Annotated in this window: 16 protein-coding genes; 5 read left to right on the forward strand and 11 right to left on the reverse strand. The window is 59.0% G+C overall.

Going from position 1 to position 18345, the window contains the following annotated elements:
* Window positions 1-154: 154 nt before the first annotated feature.
* Window positions 155-2056, forward strand: a complete 1902-nt coding sequence (locus ACYZTL_RS26290; protein ID WP_461954184.1) for a potassium transporter Kup — start codon at window positions 155-157, stop codon at window positions 2054-2056.
* Between the two features lie 60 nt (window positions 2057-2116).
* On the opposite strand, the gene ACYZTL_RS26295 is transcribed toward ACYZTL_RS26290, so the two are convergent.
* From ACYZTL_RS26295 to ACYZTL_RS26330, 8 genes are all read right to left on the reverse strand, one after another.
* The gene (locus ACYZTL_RS26295; RefSeq protein ID WP_461954185.1) at window positions 2117-2806 is read right to left on the reverse strand and encodes a response regulator; all 690 of its coding nucleotides are present in this window, start codon (window positions 2804-2806) and stop codon (window positions 2117-2119) included.
* The gene (gene kdpD, locus ACYZTL_RS26300) at window positions 2803-5502 is read right to left on the reverse strand and encodes a two-component system sensor histidine kinase KdpD (RefSeq protein ID WP_461954186.1); all 2700 of its coding nucleotides are present in this window, start codon (window positions 5500-5502) and stop codon (window positions 2803-2805) included. The genes ACYZTL_RS26295 and kdpD overlap by 4 nt, the downstream gene beginning before the upstream one ends.
* Window positions 5503-5528: 26 nt before the next feature.
* Window positions 5529-6101 carry a potassium-transporting ATPase subunit KdpC gene (kdpC, locus tag ACYZTL_RS26305; protein ID WP_461954187.1) on the reverse strand — a complete coding sequence of 191 codons (573 nt, stop codon included), beginning with the start codon at window positions 6099-6101 and terminating at the stop codon, window positions 5529-5531.
* A gap of 12 nt (window positions 6102-6113) precedes the next feature.
* Entirely contained in the window at window positions 6114-8192 is a 2079-nt protein-coding gene (gene kdpB, locus ACYZTL_RS26310) for a potassium-transporting ATPase subunit KdpB (RefSeq protein ID WP_461954188.1), read from the reverse strand.
* A gap of 10 nt (window positions 8193-8202) precedes the next feature.
* Window positions 8203-9975, reverse strand: coding sequence for a potassium-transporting ATPase subunit KdpA (gene kdpA, locus ACYZTL_RS26315; RefSeq protein ID WP_461954189.1), 1773 nt, complete (start codon window positions 9973-9975; stop codon window positions 8203-8205).
* A complete protein-coding gene (kdpF, locus tag ACYZTL_RS26320; protein WP_150786186.1) occupies window positions 9972-10064 on the reverse strand; it encodes a K(+)-transporting ATPase subunit F in 93 nt (30 codons plus the stop codon). Before kdpF ends, kdpA begins: the two co-directional genes overlap by 4 nt.
* Before the next feature lie 444 nt (window positions 10065-10508).
* A complete protein-coding gene (locus ACYZTL_RS26325; protein ID WP_461954190.1) occupies window positions 10509-11978 on the reverse strand; it encodes a multiheme c-type cytochrome in 1470 nt (489 codons plus the stop codon).
* A gap of 415 nt (window positions 11979-12393) precedes the next feature.
* Complete coding sequence (locus ACYZTL_RS26330) at window positions 12394-12819, reverse strand: hypothetical protein (protein WP_461954191.1); 426 nt, start codon at window positions 12817-12819, stop codon at window positions 12394-12396.
* Window positions 12820-12937: 118 nt separating this feature from the next.
* Here ACYZTL_RS26330 and ACYZTL_RS26335 point away from each other — a divergent pair, with 118 nt between their 5' ends.
* Window positions 12938-13591, forward strand: a complete 654-nt coding sequence (locus tag ACYZTL_RS26335) for a TetR/AcrR family transcriptional regulator (RefSeq protein ID WP_461954192.1) — start codon at window positions 12938-12940, stop codon at window positions 13589-13591.
* Between the two features lie 16 nt (window positions 13592-13607).
* Here ACYZTL_RS26335 and ACYZTL_RS26340 read toward each other — a convergent pair whose 3' ends face one another.
* On the reverse strand, window positions 13608-14285 hold the full coding sequence (locus tag ACYZTL_RS26340) for a class I SAM-dependent methyltransferase (RefSeq protein ID WP_461954193.1): 678 nt from the start codon (window positions 14283-14285) through the stop codon (window positions 13608-13610).
* A gap of 246 nt (window positions 14286-14531) precedes the next feature.
* Between ACYZTL_RS26340 and ACYZTL_RS26345 the strand changes: the two genes are divergently transcribed.
* Complete coding sequence (locus ACYZTL_RS26345) at window positions 14532-15227, forward strand: tRNA (adenine(22)-N(1))-methyltransferase (protein WP_461954381.1); 696 nt, start codon at window positions 14532-14534, stop codon at window positions 15225-15227.
* A 260-nt stretch (window positions 15228-15487) separates the two neighbouring features.
* Entirely contained in the window at window positions 15488-15829 is a 342-nt protein-coding gene (locus ACYZTL_RS26350) for a hypothetical protein (protein WP_461954194.1), read from the forward strand.
* 133 nt (window positions 15830-15962) lie between these two features.
* Here the strand turns inward: ACYZTL_RS26350 and ACYZTL_RS26355 are convergent, their stop codons facing one another.
* The gene (locus ACYZTL_RS26355) at window positions 15963-16463 is read right to left on the reverse strand and encodes a GNAT family N-acetyltransferase (RefSeq protein ID WP_461954195.1); all 501 of its coding nucleotides are present in this window, start codon (window positions 16461-16463) and stop codon (window positions 15963-15965) included.
* Between the two features lie 100 nt (window positions 16464-16563).
* Window positions 16564-17835 carry an epoxide hydrolase family protein gene (locus ACYZTL_RS26360; protein ID WP_461954196.1) on the reverse strand — a complete coding sequence of 424 codons (1272 nt, stop codon included), beginning with the start codon at window positions 17833-17835 and terminating at the stop codon, window positions 16564-16566.
* Window positions 17836-17930: 95 nt separating this feature from the next.
* On the opposite strand from ACYZTL_RS26360, the gene ACYZTL_RS26365 reads away from it, so the two are divergent.
* Window positions 17931-18158 carry a hypothetical protein gene (locus tag ACYZTL_RS26365; protein WP_461954197.1) on the forward strand — a complete coding sequence of 76 codons (228 nt, stop codon included), beginning with the start codon at window positions 17931-17933 and terminating at the stop codon, window positions 18156-18158.
* Window positions 18159-18345 lie beyond the last annotated feature (187 nt).

Here is an 18345-nt window from a genome sequence, read left to right on the forward strand (position 1 = left end):
TTTACGCTTTCTTTACGGTCGCTGTTTTTGTTCGCAACGATACTGGCCGCGATTTTTTATCTTCCATGCGCCCTGTAACTCCAAGCGGCCCTGGCAAATCGTATTGCCCAAAGATGGAATGCAGTTCCTTCCGGTAGTTTGAGAGAAGCGACCCTTGAGTAAAACAGTGACCAGTCCAAGCGAAGGCTCCACCTCTAAAACGTCAGGAGCGGGCTTGCTCGTTGCCGCTGTCGGAGTGGTTTATGGGGACATTGGCACCAGCCCCCTCTATACGCTGAAAGAAGTATTTTCCGGCCACTACGGCGTTCAGTTAAATCACGATGGAGTGCTGGGCATTCTGTCGTTGATATTTTGGTCACTGATCTGGGTTGTCTCCATCAAGTATGTGCTGTTCATCCTGCGCGCCAACAACCAGGGTGAAGGCGGCATCATGGCGTTGACGGCTTTAGCCCGCCGCGCGGCGGCACCTTACCCCTACATGAGCAAGGTGTTGGTACTGCTGGGGCTGTTCGGTGCGGCACTTTTTTACGGGGACAGCATGATCACCCCGGCGATTTCGGTACTCTCGGCGGTTGAAGGGCTGGAGTTGGCGTTTGACGGAATAGAACACTGGGTTGTGCCGCTGTCAGTGGTCGTGCTGGTGGCGCTGTTCTTGATCCAGAAACACGGTACAGCGCGGATCGGCATCCTGTTTGGCCCGGTCATGGTGCTGTGGTTTGTGGTGTTGGGCGCACTCGGGATCTACGGTATTTTGCAGCGCCCCGAAGTGCTGCAAGCGCTCAACCCCGTTTGGGCGGTGCGCTTCTTCGTGGTCCATCCGGGAATGGGTGTGGCGATTCTGGGCGCTGTCGTCCTGTCGCTGACGGGAGCTGAAGCTTTGTATGCCGACATGGGTCACTTCGGTCGTAAACCGATTTCTCGTGCCTGGTTCGTGCTCGTGCTGCCCGGTCTGGCACTCAACTACTTTGGCCAGGGCGCCTTGATCCTGGAAAACCCGGAAGCGGTGCGCAATCCATTCTATTTGCTGGCACCTGACTGGGCGCTGTTGCCGATGGTCGCCCTATCCACACTGGCGACGATCATCGCCTCTCAAGCCGTGATCTCCGGCGCCTTCTCCCTGACTCGCCAAGCCATTCAGCTGGGTTACGTCCCTCGGATGTTTATCCAGCACACCTCCAGCCAGGAGCAGGGGCAGATATACATCGGCACCGTTAACTGGGCGTTGATGGTGGGGGTTGTGCTACTGGTGATCGGTTTCGAGTCATCCAGCGCCTTGGCCGCCGCTTATGGGGTTGCGGTGACGGGAACCATGCTGATCACCACCATTTTGTCCTCGGCAGTCGTCCTGCTCCTGTGGAAAACACCGCGCTGGTTGGCCATCCCGATGTTGATCGGTTTTCTCTTGGTGGACAGTCTGTATTTTGCGGCCAATGCGCCGAAAATTTTTCAGGGCGGTGCGTTCCCGGTCATTGCCGGCATCGGGCTATTCATCTTGATGACGACCTGGAAGCGGGGACGCAAGATTATTGTTGAGCGACTGGATGAAACCTCGCTTCCTCTACCGTTATTCATTAGTAGTCTTCGTACGCAACCTCCCCATCGCGTTAAAGGCACGGCGGTGTTCCTTACAGCCAGAGCCGATGCTGTTCCTCATGCGCTGCTGCATAACTTGCTGCATAACCAGGTGTTGCATGAGCAAGTGGTGTTACTGACCGTGGTATCCGAAGACAGTCCGCGAGTGTCTACGGAACATCGGTTCGAAGTTGAAACCTATGGTGAAGGCTTCTTTCGGGTCAGTCTGCACTTTGGTTTTACCGAAGAACCTGATGTTCCCTTGGCGCTGAGCCTCTGTCATCTGCCCGAGCTTGATTTCAGCCCTATGCGCACGACCTATTTCCTGAGCCGGGAGACGGTTATCCCGACCAAGCGCATCGGTATGGCCAAGTGGCGCGAGTACCTGTTCGCGTTCTTGCTCAAGAACGCCAACAGCAATCTGAAGTACTTCAAGTTGCCATTGAACAGAGTCATCGAGCTGGGCACACAAGTCGAAATGTAGTGACAGGTCAGCGGTGATCGCGCGATGCGTTATCGACCGCTGGCAGTTGTCATCCGGTAGTCAAGGAATGAAACGATAGCCAACGCCCGTTTCGGTGATGAGGTGTCGTGGCTGGGAAGGGTCTGCTTCGACTTTCTTGCGCAAGCCACCCATGAATACTCGAAGATAAGGCGTATCGGTTGTGTGCGAAGGACCCCAGACCGCCTTGAGCAGTTGCTGGTGAGTCAGCACGCGGTTCGGGTGTGAGCAAAGATGGATCAGCAGGCGATACTCCAGCGGTGTCAAATGCAGCGGGGCGCCGGCGCGTTCCACGACGCGCCGCTCCATATCGATTCGAATCTCGCCAAAGGCCAGGACCGCATGGTTCTCGGTATCCTTCACGTGTCTGCGTAGCAGTGCGCGGGCGCGGGCCAGCAGTTCTCCGGTGCCAAAAGGTTTCACCAGATAGTCGTCAGCTCCGGTGTCCAGCGCCAGGATCTTGTCTGACTCCGCGCCACGGGCAGACAACACGATGATCGGCACCTCTGACCAGCTCCGCACGTCTCGAATAAGGTCAACACCGTCGCCGTCGGGCAGTCCGAGGTCGAGCACGATCAGGTCCGGATGACGTGTTCCTGCGTCGATGAGGCCGCGGTGAAAGGTATCGGCCTCGTGAACCTCCAGGCCTTCGGCTTGCAGGGCCATTCGCACGAAGCGTCGTATTTCCTTCTCGTCTTCGATGATCAGGACATGCAGCACCGCTTCGGTCATGGCTGCTCCTCGTCTGTTTGCTGAGCAGAGGAGTCGATGACTGGAGGCTCCTCACGGGGTAGACGTAACGTGAAGCACGCACCACCCTCTGGGCGTGTAACACCCGAAATGGTTCCTCCATGGACCTGGGCGATGGCTCGGCAAATAGCCAGACCCAGCCCGACTCCGGGCGTCGTGCTTTCTTTCTTGCCACGCATGAACTTGGCGAAGAGTGCCTCTTCGTGACCACTCGGTAAGCCAGGGCCTTCGTCGGTGACCCACAACTCAAAGTGGTCAGGCGTGGCTCTGGCCCCCAACCCAATGGGGGTCTCGGAGGGTGTGTACTTGATGGCATTCTCGATCAGGTTGATGAGGACGCGTTCGATCAGCACCGCGTCAATTTGTACGGGGGGCAGATCATCCTCCAGAGCGACCTGCACCGAACGCCTGCCCAGAATCGGCTGGACGGCTCGCAGGGCGCTGCCCACGACGTCTTCGATGGGTTGCCACTGCCGATTCAACACCACTTTGCCGGATTCGAGGCGAGCCATGTCCAGCAAGTTGTTGACCAGTGTATTCATGCGCAGCGCGGATTCACCCACCGCGATGGCGATCTCGGCGGCTTCGCCGGTCAGGGCTGGCCTGGTCAGTTTAAGCGCTTCGGCAAGCCCTACCAAAACGGACAATGGCGTCCGCAAATCGTGGGAGATGGCCGAGAGTAGCGAGTTACGCAAGCGCTCGGACTCCATCTGCACTGTCGTGTCCTGGGCAATGTGGATGTAGTGAATCCGTTCGAGCGAGATGGCCAGCAATGACGCACAGGTGTCGAGCAGGCGACGCTGTTCCGGCACCACCAAACGGCTCGTGTCTCGCGGTTGCACGGCCAGTACACCACGCACCCGCATGGGGGCTGACAAGGGCAGATAGAGCGTCGAACTTGAGGGCAGGGTGTCGGTGCCGTAACCGGCCGGTTCGGTTTTGTCGAAGGACCATTGGGCAATGGCAACGTCCACTTGCGGTGCATCGCCCGTGTACATCGGGGCCAACAGTTTATTGTTGTCGTCAGCGACCAGCAGCGCCGACCTTGCACCAAACTCGGCGGAGAGAAAGTGTGCGCTGATGTCGGCGACTTGCTCTGTCATCAGTGCGGCGGACAATAGCCGTGACATATCGTACAACGCCCGCATGCGGTCTTCGCGCCGTTGCGCCACCCGTGCCTGGTAGGTCAGGCCGGCAGTCATTTGTCCGATCACCAATGCAACGACGAACATGACGCTGAAAGTCACCAGGTACTGGGCATCGGAGATGGCAAACGAAAAGCGCGGCTCCACAAAAAAGAAGTCGAACGCGCCCACTGACAAAAAGGCCGCCAGAATCGCCGGGCCGCGTCCAAAGCGAACGGCGACGGCGACGACGGCCAGCAGGAATATCATGACGATATTGGCCTGTTCCAGCACATGAGCCAGGGGCATGACCAGCAAGGTCGTTAACGTACAGAGGGCCCCGCTCCAGAGGTAGGGCCGCCACATCACCGGAGTCTCGGTCGTCGTGGCGCTGGGTGCGGTTTGTGCAGGCCGGGCGGTCGGAAGAGCGACTTGAATCACGTCCAGGTCGGCGCCCTGAGCACCAATTCGATCCGCGAGTACCCGCCGCCAGAAACGACGACGAGGGTGCTCATCGCGCCCCAGTACGACCTTGGAGAGATTGTGCTGGCGTGCGTACTTGACCAGCACCTCGGCAATGTCCTGACCGGCAAGGGTCGAGATCTGCGCTCCCATGTCCTGGGCCAGTTTCAGGGTCGCCAGAACGCGACGGCGCTTCGTTTCATGCAGGCGCTGCAACGCGGGAGTCTCGACATACACGGCATGCCACGGCACGTTGAGTTGAGCGGCCAGACGCGCTGTCGAACGCACGGTCTTTTCGCCCTGTTCATGCGGGCCGATGCAGGCGAGTAGTGAGTCACGCGTACCCCAGACGGGTTTGACTGCGCTGCTGATGCGGTATTGCAACATCTCGCTGTCGACCCGGTCGGCGGTGCGCCGCAATGCCAGTTCGCGCAATGCAATCAGGTTGCCCTTGCGAAAAAAGTTCTGCACCGCACGTTCGGCCTGATGGGCCAGATAGACTTTGCCTTCCTTGAGACGTTGCAGCAGGTCGTCGGGCGGCAAGTCAACGATGACCACTTCATCGGCCGTATCGAATACATGATCGGGCACGGTTTCCCAGACGCGAATGCCGGTGATGCCACCGACGATGTCATTCAGGCTTTCCAGATGTTGAACATTCATGGTGGACCAGACGTCGATACCGGCGCCGAGCAGCTCTTCTACGTCCTGCCAGCGTTTTGGATGGCGGGAACCGATGATGTTGGAGTGGGCCAGCTCGTCGATCAGGATCAGCTCCGGTTGGCGCAGCAGCGCGGCGTCCAGGTCGAATTCGGTCAGCGTACGGTTTTTGTCGATGACCTGTTTGAGCGGCAATTGTTCGAGCCCCGAGATGAGCGCCTGGGTCTCGGCGCGGCCATGGGTTTCGATGACTCCGATCAGTACATTGGTGTCCTGTCGTTTCGCCGTTTGCGCGGCGACCAGCATGGCGTAAGTCTTGCCGACACCGGCACTGGCCCCGAAAAAAATCTTTAGCCGACCGCGCTTGGCTTGCGCTTCTGCTTCGCGAATCTGTGCCAGTAGCTGGTCTGGGTCAGGACGTTGTTCGGCCATCAAGCCCACCGTGTGTGAGTTGGCACTCAATGCATGGCGTCGAGTGCCAGGTTCAGTTCGAGGACGTTGACCCGAGGCTCGCCAAGGAACCCCATCAGCATGCCTTCAGAGTGCTCCGCAATGAGTTGACGAACGCGCTCTATGGGCAGGCTGCGCACCCGCGAAATTCGACCCGCCTGATACAGGGCTGCTGCGATGCTGATATGTGGATCAAGCCCGCTAGCCGAACTGTAGACCAGGTCGGCGGGCACCGTGGCGGTGTTTCCGGGATCGGCTGCACGCAAGGCATCGATCCGCCCCTTGACCGCATTCGCCAACGCCGGGTTCAGTGGCCCCTGGTTCGATCCTGATGATGCCGTCGCGTTGTAGGGCATCGGGCTGGTTGAAGACGGGCGACTCCAGAAATGCCGGGGATCGCTGAAACCCTGACCGATCAACGACGAGCCCACGGCTTTGCCGTCCCGTTCGATCAGACTGCCCGCCGCCTGAGAAGGGAAGACCAGTCTGGCAATCCCGGTCGTGACCAAGGGATAGGCCAGGCCCGTGATCAACGAAAGCCCAATCAACAGGGTCGACGCTGGACGCAGTAGAGACGCCATGACAATGCTCCTTCAAGTCAGACCGACGGCAAACAGCGCCATGTCGATCACTTTTATGCCAATGAATGGAACGATCACACCACCCAACCCATAGATCAGCAGATTGCGGCGCAAGAGCAGGGCCGCACCGACCGGGCGATACTTGACGCCTTTGAGCGCCAGGGGGATCAGGAAGATGATGATCAACGCGTTGAAGATTACCGCTGACAACACCGCCGAATTCGGGCTGGTGAGTCCCATGATGTTGAGTGCCGCGAGTTGCGGGTAAGTGCTGACAAAGGCAGCCGGCACGATGGCGAAATACTTGGCGATGTCGTTGGCAATCGAGAAGGTGGTCAGCGAACCCCGGGTCATCAGCATTTGTTTGCCTGTCTCCACCACCTCAATGAGTTTGGTCGGGTTGCTGTCCAGATCGACCATGTTGCCGGCTTCCTTGGCCGCCTGAGTTCCCGAATTCATCGCCACGGCGACATCCGCCTGAGCCAATGCCGGAGCGTCGTTGGTGCCGTCACCGGTCATGGCCACCAATCGGCCTTCCGCCTGATAGCTGCGGATCAGCTGTAATTTTTGTTCAGGGGTGGCCTCTGCCAGAAAGTCATCAACGCCGGCTTCGGCAGCGATGGCCGCAGCGGTGATCCGGTTATCGCCGGTGACCATCACCGTTTTGATGCCCATGCGGCGCAGTTCGACGAAGCGCTCCTTGATACCGCCCTTGACGATGTCCTTGAGTTCGATGACGCCCAGCACCTTGACCCCGTCGGAGACGACCAATGGGGTACTGCCCCGGCGCGCCACGTCCTCGATAGCGGTTTGTACGGCTTCGGGAAAGCTGCCGCCCAGACTTTGGACATGCTTGAGAATGGCCTCACCGGCACCCTTGCGTATTTGCCGGTCGCCCAGGTTCACGCCGCTCATTCGCGTTTGCGCCGAAAAGTGCACGAAATGGGCGTCGAGTGCGCCGATGTCCCGTTCCCGCAGATTGAAACGCTGCTTGGCCAATACGACGATACTGCGTCCCTCCGGGGTTTCGTCGGCCAGGGAGGCCAGTTGGGCCACGTCTGCCAGTTCGGCCTCTTTGATGCCCGGAGCCGTTAAAAATGCCGAGGCGTGACGGTTGCCCAAAGTGATAGTCCCGGTTTTGTCGAGCAACAGAACATCCACGTCGCCGGCGGCTTCCACCGCTCGGCCCGAGGTGGCGATCACGTTGGCCTCCATCATGCGGCTCATGCCCGCCACACCGACTGCCGACAGCAGGCCGGCAATGGTGGTGGGAATCAGGCACACCAGCAGTGAAATCAGGACGGTGATCGAGACCGGTATACCGGAATTCGCCACGGCAACACCAAACAGCGAGAAGGGCAGCAGGGTCACCGTCACGCCGAGGAACACAATCGTCAGCGCGACCAGCAAAATCGACAGGGCGATTTCATTCGGTGTCTTTTGTCGCTTGGCGTTCTCGACCATCGCGATCATTCGGTCGACGAAGGTTTCGCCGGGGTTGGTGGTGACTCGGATGACGATCCAGTCGGACAGGACCCGAGTCCCGCCGGTGACCGCCGAAAAGTCGCCGCCGGATTCTCGTATCACCGGGGCCGACTCCCCCGTGATAGCTGACTCATCCACCGAGGCAGCGCCTTCGATCACTTCACCGTCGGCGGGGATCACCGAGTCCGCCAGGTCGCCGGCTTCAACCATCACGACGTCGCCCTTGCACAGGTCGCTCGACTGAGCCAATTGCCACTCGGCACCGTAATGCGGTTCGCGCAGTTTCTTGGCCCAGGTTTCCTTTTTCAGGTCGCGCAGAGAGGCGGCCTGAGCCTTGCTGCGGCCTTCGGCCAGGGCTTCGGCGAAATTGGCGAACAGCACGGTGAACCAGAGCCACAGGGCAATGGCGAGAATGAAGCCGGTGCTGGCCTCGCCTTTGCCACTCAGGGCTTGCCCCCACAGCGCGGTGGTAATGATGGCGCCGATGTAAACGACGAACATCACCGGGTTACGCCACTGGATCCTGGGGCTGAGTTTGCGCACGGATTCGACTATGGCAGGGCGTATGAGCTTGGGGTCGAACAAGGAGAACGCTTTGCGTGTCATGTTCGTGATCTCACTTGATCATCATGAAGTGTTCAACGATGGGGCCCAGTGCAAGCGCCGGTACGTAGTTCAACAAGCCGACCAGCAACACCGTGCCAATCAGCAAAACAACGAACAGCATGCCGTGGGTGGGCATCGTGCCGCCGGTGACCGCCAGGCGTTTCTTGGCCGCCAGGCTGCCGGCGACCGCGAGCACCGGCACGATGACGCCGAACCGGCCAAACCAGGCCATGATCGCCAGCAGGGTGTTATAGAAAGGTGTGTTGGCCGAAAGACCGGCGAATGCGCTGCCATTGTTGTTGGCTGCCGAGGTGAGGGCGTAGAGGATTTCCGAGAAACCATGGACACCCGGGTTGGCGATCCCCAGTCTGCCGGCCTCGGCCATGACAGCGATGGCTGTCCCGAACAGCACCAGCAACGGCGTCACCAGAATCGCGATGGCCACCATCTTCATCTCATAAGCTTCGATCTTCTTGCCCAGATACTCAGGGGTACGACCGATCATCAGGCCGGCGATAAACACCGCGAGTATGGCGAACACCAACATGCCGTACAGGCCTGATCCGGTTCCGCCGAACACCACTTCACCCAGCTGCATGAGTATCAACGGCACCGCGCCACCGAGTGGGGTGAACGAGTCATGCATCGCATTGACCGCACCACATGAAGCCGCCGTGGTCACGGCTGCGAACAGGCTGGATGCACTGATGCCAAAGCGCACTTCCTTGCCTTCCATGTTGCCCGCCGCCGTGTCGATGCCCAGCGACGCAAACTGCGGATTGCCGAGTTGCTCGTAATGGGTGACGGCCACCACCGCGATCAGGAAGATGAACGTCATTGTCGCCAGCAGCGCCCAGCCTTGTCGTATGTCACCGACGATGTGACCAAACACGAAACACAGCGCGGTCGGAATCAGGAAAATCACGATCAACTGCAAGAAGTTGGTAAGGGCGGTGGGGTTCTCGTAGGGGTGGGCGGAGTTGGCATTGAAGAAACCGCCGCCGTTGGTGCCCAGCATCTTGATGGCCTCTTGTGACGCCACCGGTCCCATGGCAATGGTCTGCTTGTCGCTGGTGACGTTTTTCAACACAGCATTGCCTTGCGCATCAAGGGTCGGCTGACCGGCGTCATTGAGTACCGGAGCCTGGTACTGCACGGCCTCCATCGTCGTGACTTCCTTGTAGGGATCAAGATTCTGGATCACGCCTTGGCTCACGAAGAACAACGCGAGAATCAGCGACAGCGGTAACAGCACCCACAAGGTGATGCGGGTGAGGTCGGTCCAGGCGTTGCCGATGCTGTCCGCGCTGTGGCGCGCGAAACCGCGGATCAGGGCAATTGCCACCACAATACCGGTGGCGGCGGACAGGAAGTTCTGCACGGTCAGCGCGAGCATCTGCGTCAGGTAGCTCATCGTTGCTTCGCCGCTGTAGCCTTGCCAGTTGGTATTGGTAACGAAACTGGCGGCGGTATTGAACGACGAATCCGGACTGACGGCGCCCATGCCCTGCGGGTTAAATGGCAGCACATCTTGCAGCCGCTGCAACGCATAAACGACCAACAAACCCAGCGCATTGAAGACGATCAAGGCGAGTGCGTATTGGAGCCAGCTCATCTGCGTTTCAGGTTTGACGCCGGCAAGGCGATACAGCGGCGACTCAATGCGCGAACCCAAGGCAAACCGGCCTTCCATTACGGTGGTCAGCCAAACGCCAAGGGGCCAGGCCAGAATGCCGAGCGCCAGAAGAAAAGCCCCAAGCAGGACCCAGGCTTGAATAGTCACAGGAAGTCCTCCGGAAACAGCAGCGCGCAGACGAGATAAACCAGCAACCCGGCCGCTATCAGACTGCCGAGTAGATAGAAGCCAGTCATGACCGTCTCCTGTTAAGCGCTGCACAACCGCGCGCAAGGCCGACGAGGCTGAGAACAAACAGTGCACCAAGTACTAAAAAGATGAAGTCCATGGTATTCCCTCCAGCGATGAGGGAAGCCTAGTTTGATGCCTGGTAAGTTGTTAAAAGGATATGGGGTGAAAGAATAAAAATTTCATAAAGATTTGAATGGAGTGTTTAGAGCGCAAGTAATGGTGTTTAGCGTCTGTTGCCACAGTGAGGTTGCTGTTTTTTTTAATTGAGTGATTAGCATCAGGTGTTCGATGCAGGTGGCATTGCTCGCCACTTCAATGCAGGTTATGCGACTGATCCGCCAGCCCGCAGGCCTTCATCGTCTCGTGCCGCAATGCCTCCACCTTGCTCGCCGGACCGGGCTGCCCGCTGCCGATAACTCTCGGCCTGCCCGAACGTCGACACTGCGCAGCTAAAAATGCGCAGTGTCTGCCCCGACGACGGGCAGGCTTGTCGACAGGGGTACGCTCTGTGTGACTTTGGCCATCTGGGTGATTTCCACCTGCAACTTATCCTTGCCAAGCAGGTAATCGGCCAGTTTCTGCGAAAACGGCCAGTAGTTCAGTTCGGCAGTCAAGGTGAGCGGCCCTACGGCGTCGGCCGGCACCAGGAAGGAGAACTCCCCAATATCGTAGCCCTTAGGCAGAATGCGGTTGTCCGAGAGAATTTGCGTGGCATTCCAGACCTCGACGTCCAACGGATTGCCGTCCTTGTCGCCTATGTGCACTTTGAAATTTCGCGTGTTGTCCTCGGTCTTGCCGTCCTTGATCGAGCCCAGCCGATAGAGCTCGCGACCACTGGCATCCAGCACCCGGAAATCGATCCACATCTCCCGTCCCTCCGGAAAGCCGGTCGGCAGCTTGTGCCCGGCGCCGACATTGGCAACTTTCACTGCTACCGAGGTGTATTGCCCGGGAATGATGGCTGCCGGCAGTTGCTGGAACGTTATTTCCCCCGCGCGCGCGAGCATGTCGCGCGCGCGTTGCGCGCCCGCTTCCTGACCGAGATGCTTGAGCATCATGGCGTTGGCTCCGCTGAACCAATGCGAGGCGACCTGCTCGCGGTCTGGCCCCATGATCGCGGCCTTACCCGCAAAACCCGGCATATGGCAGCTCTGGCAGGTTATGTCATTAAGGCTGTAGGCGCTCTCCTGCCATTCGTCATAGGTTCGCTCGACCGCCACACTGCTGAACGGGTGCGTGACGTTGTGGCAGGTGCCGCAAAAATCCGAGCGCGTGTGCAGGGCGGAATATACCGTGTCGTGATAGGGCGAAACGGCATCTTCACGCGGGCCGAACTTGGTTGGTTTACCGTGCGCTCGAGGGCTCAGGACATAGGCGCCGTTATCGAGGCCTGTGCGGGCACTAATGTTGTGGCAGGTCTCGCAATCGACCCCGGGCATCGGATGATTTTTCGCGCTGTCTTCAATCGAGGAGCGGTTGACTTGCGAATTGATCTGCCCGGTCGTGAGACCGATCGGGGTATGGCAGCCGGTGCAGAAGTTGTCGACCTTCCCCTCGGTGGCCGAACTCGCACGCTTGAGCAAGGCCCGATAGATGGGTTCATCCCAGGCTTGGGACATCATCGACGAGCGCCACTGCTTGTAGATCTCCGTATGGCAAGCGCCACATACCTGGGCATTGTCGAAGTCTTTTACATTCAAAACCAGGTTGCCGGGGGTATTGGCCCGATGCGGAAAGAACGGCATCCCGCCATTCACATGCATGAGCCTGGAGCGTGCTGGCTCCAGCCACTTCTCATTCCCCTGATTGTCATTGCCCTGAGGTTCGTCGGCCGCCACCAGCGTTACCGTAAGCAGGCAGGCTAGAAAGCATAAAAAACGGCGAGCTACCTGCGCACACGTATATTCAGGGTGGTTCATAAAAGTTTCCCCCAAGACAATTGCAGAGGATGACTGCAGCACTTCCATTGAATTGACAGGGGGACTTCATGCTGCAAGCCAATGGTTATATGTGCAGTTCCTCGACGCTCCACCTTTGATGAACGGGAGAAGCTCACTCGACTTTGCAAGGAATGTGACAAAGTATGTCTAGCGGCCTGAAGACCCAGCAAACATTGGTCAGAGACCGAAATTTTGTGCTATTCGAGACGCGAATACTGCTGGGGAACGGCACCCATAGTGGGGGAGTTCACTCCGAAATCGGGGTTTGTGGGGCCGCTCTTTCTGCCCATTCCTGCTCATCTGCACCCTGCCAGTTACAAGGGCAGCGCTTGATCCGGAGCAGATCTCACCCCGCACCGATACGCTGCCCAAAATCAGCGACTGGTTTTGCGCGTTATGAAAGGGGCGATTCCCGTGTCGCGCTGCTCAAACCCTCGGCTGTGACGCCGATGCGCGAGAACACCAGCCACGCAAACAGCAGCACACTGCAGCCAATGAATATGGAGGCGACGGCAATCAATGGCTCGACTGAAGGGAAGCCCCTGAGGCGTAGCGTCAGCGCGCCCAGCATCACCGGGACGCCAACGTTGTACGTCCAGAACTGTGCTGTCGCAACGCGTCCTTCGGTGATGGACGGGTGCGCGGTGCCGATGATTCCGAACAGTGCCATCGACACCCATCCCAACAGATTGACATGGGCATGTACCGCGAACAGCGAGTGGTCGCCGGAAGCGCCCATCGCCACGCCCAGTATCACGCCACTAGCGAAGTAGAGCGCAGCGAGCCGAAACCAGGTCCGCGAACGGGGGTTGTGATTCATGGCATTCACCTCATGCGCCCTGAGGCGCGTTCAGTTGCTGAAACAGACTTGTAGGTGGGTGGTTGCGTGTCTATTATGAGACTCAAGTCTTACGACAAGACAGAGTCTCATTTACTCCATGCCGATTCCGAAGTCAAGCCCGTCACACCCAGACGGCGATCCGCAAGGCCGCGCCAACCAGAAACTGCGAACGCGTCAGGCGCTTATCGACGCCGCCGTCGCCTTGCGCGACGAGGGCCATCACCCGACTGTCGCGCAAGTGGCCGAGCGCGCGATGGTGTCGCGCGCCACGGCGTATCGCTACTTTCCCTCGCTTGAGGCGTTAATCAGCGAGACGGCGGCCGATCGTGAAATGAAGCCGCTGGAGAGCTTCTGGCGGCCGGGAGACGATCCGGTAAAGGGCATAGGTCTGGCGGCGAACGCCTTGAACAAACTCTTGATCGACGACGAAATCGGCCTGCATGTGATGGAACGTTCGTTCATGACCGTGTGGCTCGAAAACGAGTCCCACGAGTCGCCCCTGCGACCGGGCCGGCGCATGAGCTACATCGAGCCGATCGTCGACTCGTTGAAGGACGTGCTCACACCCCGGGCGCGCAAACGCCTGAAGCAGGCGCTGTCGATCGTCATCGGCACCGAAGCGTTGATCGCCGTGCGCGATATCAGTCGCGCGAGTATCGACGAATCACTCGACACCGCGGCCTGGGCGGCGAGGGCGCTGGTTCGTCAGGCATTGGCGGAGGATGAAGAGGCGCGACGGAAGCGGAGGTGATGCCCAGCGCCATCGCTTACCCTCGGCGTATAGGCTCGGCTATCAATAGCAACGACTGCGGCACAGGACTTTGTGGGTGCTGCGGCTCTTGCAGGCCGGTCAGCCGAAAACCGGCCATGTCCAGGGCATTGAACCAGCTGGACAAGGTGCGGAAATACCACGGCATGGGTTGCCACTCTCCCTTGAACCCGGCAAAGGTTTCTGTGCGCCAACCATCCTGATAATCACCCGCCGCTGCGGTCCACGGATGCAGTGTCTGGATGACCAACGCGCCATCCGGGACGAGCAGGGTGTTCATGGCGGCGAGCAGAGGGATGATGTCCTGGTGCAGCAAGGCGAAGTTGGCGCAGATCAGGTTGTAGTCACGACCGATAGCTACTTTCGCCTCCACCAACGCTTCATAACTCGCCAAATGCACCACAGAAGTTCCCGCCGCCCGGGCCGCTTCGACCAGCGTCGCATCGCCATCCACGCCGACCATCTCGATGGACCGTTCAGTCAGCGCCCGCAACAGCCAGCCCTCACCGCAGCCCAGGTCGAGCACACGCTCGGGCTGACGGCCCAGCACCGCCAGCAGGATTGCCTGGTCAGTGACCGTGTGGCGGCTTTCTATGGTGCCGGCGCGGATGGCTTCGATCCAGGACCGGGCGTTGTGGTGCCAGCTTTGGAGGAGGATGGATTCGGGGGCGGGCATAGCGGCGACCGGCGATATGGGTTGGATAAAGGATAGGACAAAGGCTGATGGATTGGGGGGCAGGCGAAGGTCGAAGGTCTGAACCCTCCACTCAATATCTCGAAACCGTCAACACTGTGCGAGTGGCAAGTACGGGGCGAGCCATGGCCCTGGTCGCAGGAATTTGACATGTACGGCGTTGATCGACAGAGTCGCGTCCCGATCCGGCCAAAGGTGCCGGACGTTCGTGGTGAAAAGGGGCTGCAGTTGAACGAACAGACATTGTCCATGCGCCTGGAGCGCGTGGCGGCGCATGTGCCCGCAGGTGCGCGCCTGGCCGATATCGGCTCGGATCACGGCTACCTGCCGGTGGCGTTGATGCGCCGGGGCGCCATCGCGGCGGCGGTGGCCGGCGAGGTGGCATTGACGCCGTTTCGCTCGGCCGAACGCACCGTGCGCGAGAACGGCCTGGACCAGCGGATCACCGTGCGTCTGGGCAATGGTCTGGCGGCGATCGAGCCGGGAGACGGGATCACGGCAATCAGCATCTGCGGCATGGGCGGCGAGACGATCCGCGACATCCTCGACAGCGGCAAGGCGCGTCTGAGCGGTCAGGAGCGCCTGATCCTGCAGCCCAACGGCGGCGAGCAGCCGCTGCGCCAATGGCTGATGGAAAATGGTTACCGCATCCTGTGCGAGGAAGTGCTGCGGGAAAACCGCTTCGACTACGAAATCATCGTCGCCGAACGCGCCGGGCCGGTGATCTACACCGCCGAGGAACTGTACTTCGGCCCGCTGCAGATGCAGGCACGCAGCCCGGCTTTCTTAATCAAGTGGCAGCGCAGGCTGCGCCAGAAACAGAAGACCCTGACCCAGTTCGCCCAAGCGCGGCAGGCCGTGCCCGAGGAGAAGGTGCAGGAAGTCGCCCGACAGGCCCGGTGGATCACCGAACTTCTGGCTTGAGCTCACCGCCGCATCTCTCAGGCAAACGCAGCCTCGACAAATGCCTCCAGTTCCTCCCAATCCACCATGCCCAACACTCGCGTGGTGTTCACCTGCGCAAGCATCTTTTCCAGTTGTGATTCAGTGTGTACCCGTCTGCACGGCGCGCAACTATCGCTAGAAGTAATAGTGACCATTACGAAACGCAAGTTCTTCTTTGGCGGCAATAGTCGGAAAATCACCTGCATCGAACACAACCTTTTATTTTCAGGAAAAGACCGATGCGCTCTTCATTTGTGCCAGCCATGGCGTTTGGCTCTTTGTTGCTCGCCGGCTGTGCCTCCGCGCCGAACGACCCGACCTTGACCTTGCAGACCAGCAAGACCCCTGCCCAATACGCCGACTGCGTCGTACCGAAATTGCAGGGCAGTGCGTTGAACCCGACCGTCTCGCAGACCCAGCGCAGCTATCGGATCGTGGTGCCGAGCAAAGTCTCGGCGGACAACGTGCTGGAAGCCTACAAAGTCGGGAACGGCGGCAAGGTGTTCATCTATGAGCGGCATTTGCTGGCCTCGAACTTACTGCCGTCGAGTTTTGAACGCGCCGCACAGGATTGCATCTGACCCCGGCCCGTAAACGCTTTTCACAGAGCTCCTTTGGTTGGCCGCAACCAACCGATTTTCGCCCCGCACCTCATTCGGTTGCGGGGCTTTTTTTGTCTGCGAATGCACGCGTATCGGCCCATCATTCACTCGCCTAAATCGCAAGGCCAAAGCGATACTCCTGGTCTGTCCCTTCTTGCCGAGATACATGTTCGATCAAGAAGCCACAGCGCTTGAGTACTTTTGCCGAGCCGATATTTTCAGCGTATACGTTGGCAACCAGTTGTTTAAGGTTCCAATGCAACTGTGCCTCCTGAATCAGATGCTTCACCGCCCGCGTTGCCAGTCCTTGTCCGCAAGCGCTTTCAGCAATCCGATAGCCGACTTCTGCCGACCGCTCGGACGTGTCGATGTCTTTCAGGTTCGCTCGACCCACTATTTTTCCGCCAGAGCCTTCGATGACAAATGGGTGCCAGATGCCGGCGGCATAATCAGATAAATAAGCCGTAATGTGCTCGGTGACACCCTGCACCGAGTAAAAGGCAGCACCGCGCGCGTCAATGTGGCGCTCGAACCACTCGCGATTGTCCAATTCAAAAGTCAGCAACGCCTCAGCATCAGTGCTTTGTAGGGTACGAATTCTGACGGGCTTCATAAGTACGTTCCCCTCCCTGGTAAAACTACTTGGATAATTGTGCAGAGGAACACCTGTTCGTTCCTGGCCGCAAGCAACCTCTCACGAATGACAGACACCGCTAACGCAAAGACTTGAACGCTGCGCGAAGTTCTTCAGTAAAGAGTTGCGGCTGTTCCCAGGCCGCAAAGTGACCGCCTTTGTCGACTTGATGAAAGTAGATCAGATTGCTGTAGGCGCGTCGGGCCCAGGTTTCTGGAGGGCAATAAACGTCATCTGGAAACACCGTGATCGCCACCGGCAGGGAAATTTCGGTCGTCTTCTGTGCGGCGGAGGAAAGAGGGCTGCGTCCCATGTTTTCCCAATACAGCCGTCCTGCCGAAGCGGCGCTGTTCGTTAGCCAGTACAACGTGAAGTTATCCAGCACTTGATCCTTTGTCGGCAGCTGTTGAGCGTCGGCGCCGTACATCCATTTTGCAAATCCCGGGTGCACGAGCATGAGCGCAGCGAGAAAGGTCGGTGAATCCGCCACGCCGTAGCCCATCATCTGCGGTCTTGCGGCCATCATTGCGCTGTACGCCAGGTTGCCCTGCTTGATCAGTGTGGCAACGGCGTCGAAGGTTGCGCGTTCCCGCTCGGAGAAGTTCACCGGTGCCGGCCCACCGGCAGCGAGTGCCGCAGTCGCTTCCGGCGGTATCGTGGCCGGCAGGTTGAGGTGAATGCCGAGCAATCCGGCCGGTGCCTGGCGCGCCATCGCGCTGGTGATCGGGGCTCCCCAGTCACCACCCTGGGCGACGTAGCGCGTGTACTCAAGGCGTTTCATCAACTGCGCCCAGGCCCGTGCAATATGATCCGGATCCCAACCAATACCCGTCGGTTTACCGGAGAAACCGTAGCCGGGGATGGACGGAATCACCACATCAAATGCATCCGCCGCGTTGCCCCCGTGAGCGGTGGGGTCGGAGAGCGGGCCGACGACATTAATAAACTCGAGTACGGAGCCTGGCCAGCCGTGGGTCATGATCAACGGCAAAGCGTTGGGGCGGGGAGAGCGAACCCAGATGAAATGGATGTCGATCCCATCGATAGTCGTTACGTACTGCGGCAAGGCGTTGAGCCGGGCCTCCACTTTGCGCCAGTCGTAACTCGTGCCCCAGTAGTGGACCAGCGCCTTCAATTGTTCCAGTTGAGCGCCCTGGGACCGATCGGAAACAGTCTCTTTTTCCGGCCAACGGGTCGCCGCAATTCGGTCGCGCAGATCGGCAAGATCGCGGTCAGGCACGTGGATTTCGAAGGGCCGGATGGCTCTTGTATCTTCGGTGGAAACTGCATTGGCGGACAGCGATGAGGTGAGCATGAGGGCGACTGCGGCGGCGACGAATGCGCGTTTCATTTTCACTTCCTCGGATGAGGGCATGCTGGGCATCATTGCAAATTGAAGGTTAGCAGTTCAGCCGCGCGCACTTCTCCCATTACGAGGATCCCACCATGCGCTACTACACTGTGGAATACCTGTTCGACGGCGAGCCCCGCACTCACATGTTCGAGATCAAGCAGCCTCGGCTGCCCGTCCATGAGGCGGCAATGCACCTGCTACAACTGCATTTTGGGGACGGAGAGAACAGCCTGATCATGCCCAATGCGGATGCCACGCCAGCAGAGATTTTAGAGCAGGCTGAGCGGGTAGGGCTGACGCAGATACAGGTCGTCGATTAACGCGTTTGATGTGGGGGCAGCGATCCGCAACGCGCGTCTCGGCAAATTTGAATGACTGCTGTTTCCGAAAGCAGCCGCTAGACATGGACTGCTGGCGCGCGCGCGGTCCAAGGTTTGAACCAAAGCGAAAAAAAATCTATTGAATAAAAACTCTATAAACGGGAAGCTCGATGGCGCATTGCTAGTA

The organism is Pseudomonas sp. LB3P81, from assembly GCF_054897965.1.

Coding starts and splice junctions, on each gene's coding strand:
- ACYZTL_RS26295 (WP_461954185.1), bottom strand. CDS start 2,806: ATGACCGAAGCGGTGCTGCATGTCCTGATCATCGAAGACGAGAAGGAA.
- kdpD (WP_461954186.1), bottom strand. CDS start 5,502: ATGGCCGAACAACGTCCTGACCCAGACCAGCTACTGGCACAGATTCGC.
- kdpC (WP_461954187.1), bottom strand. CDS start 6,101: ATGGCGTCTCTACTGCGTCCAGCGTCGACCCTGTTGATTGGGCTTTCG.
- kdpB (WP_461954188.1), bottom strand. CDS start 8,192: ATGACACGCAAAGCGTTCTCCTTGTTCGACCCCAAGCTCATACGCCCT.
- kdpF (WP_150786186.1), bottom strand. CDS start 10,064: ATGACTGGCTTCTATCTACTCGGCAGTCTGATAGCGGCCGGGTTGCTG.
- ACYZTL_RS26325 (WP_461954190.1), bottom strand. CDS start 11,978: ATGAACCACCCTGAATATACGTGTGCGCAGGTAGCTCGCCGTTTTTTA.
- ACYZTL_RS26330 (WP_461954191.1), bottom strand. CDS start 12,819: ATGAATCACAACCCCCGTTCGCGGACCTGGTTTCGGCTCGCTGCGCTC.
- ACYZTL_RS26335 (WP_461954192.1), top strand. CDS start 12,938: ATGCCGATTCCGAAGTCAAGCCCGTCACACCCAGACGGCGATCCGCAA.
- ACYZTL_RS26340 (WP_461954193.1), bottom strand. CDS start 14,285: ATGCCCGCCCCCGAATCCATCCTCCTCCAAAGCTGGCACCACAACGCC.
- ACYZTL_RS26350 (WP_461954194.1), top strand. CDS start 15,488: ATGCGCTCTTCATTTGTGCCAGCCATGGCGTTTGGCTCTTTGTTGCTC.
- ACYZTL_RS26355 (WP_461954195.1), bottom strand. CDS start 16,463: ATGAAGCCCGTCAGAATTCGTACCCTACAAAGCACTGATGCTGAGGCG.
- ACYZTL_RS26360 (WP_461954196.1), bottom strand. CDS start 17,835: ATGAAACGCGCATTCGTCGCCGCCGCAGTCGCCCTCATGCTCACCTCA.
- ACYZTL_RS26365 (WP_461954197.1), top strand. CDS start 17,931: ATGCGCTACTACACTGTGGAATACCTGTTCGACGGCGAGCCCCGCACT.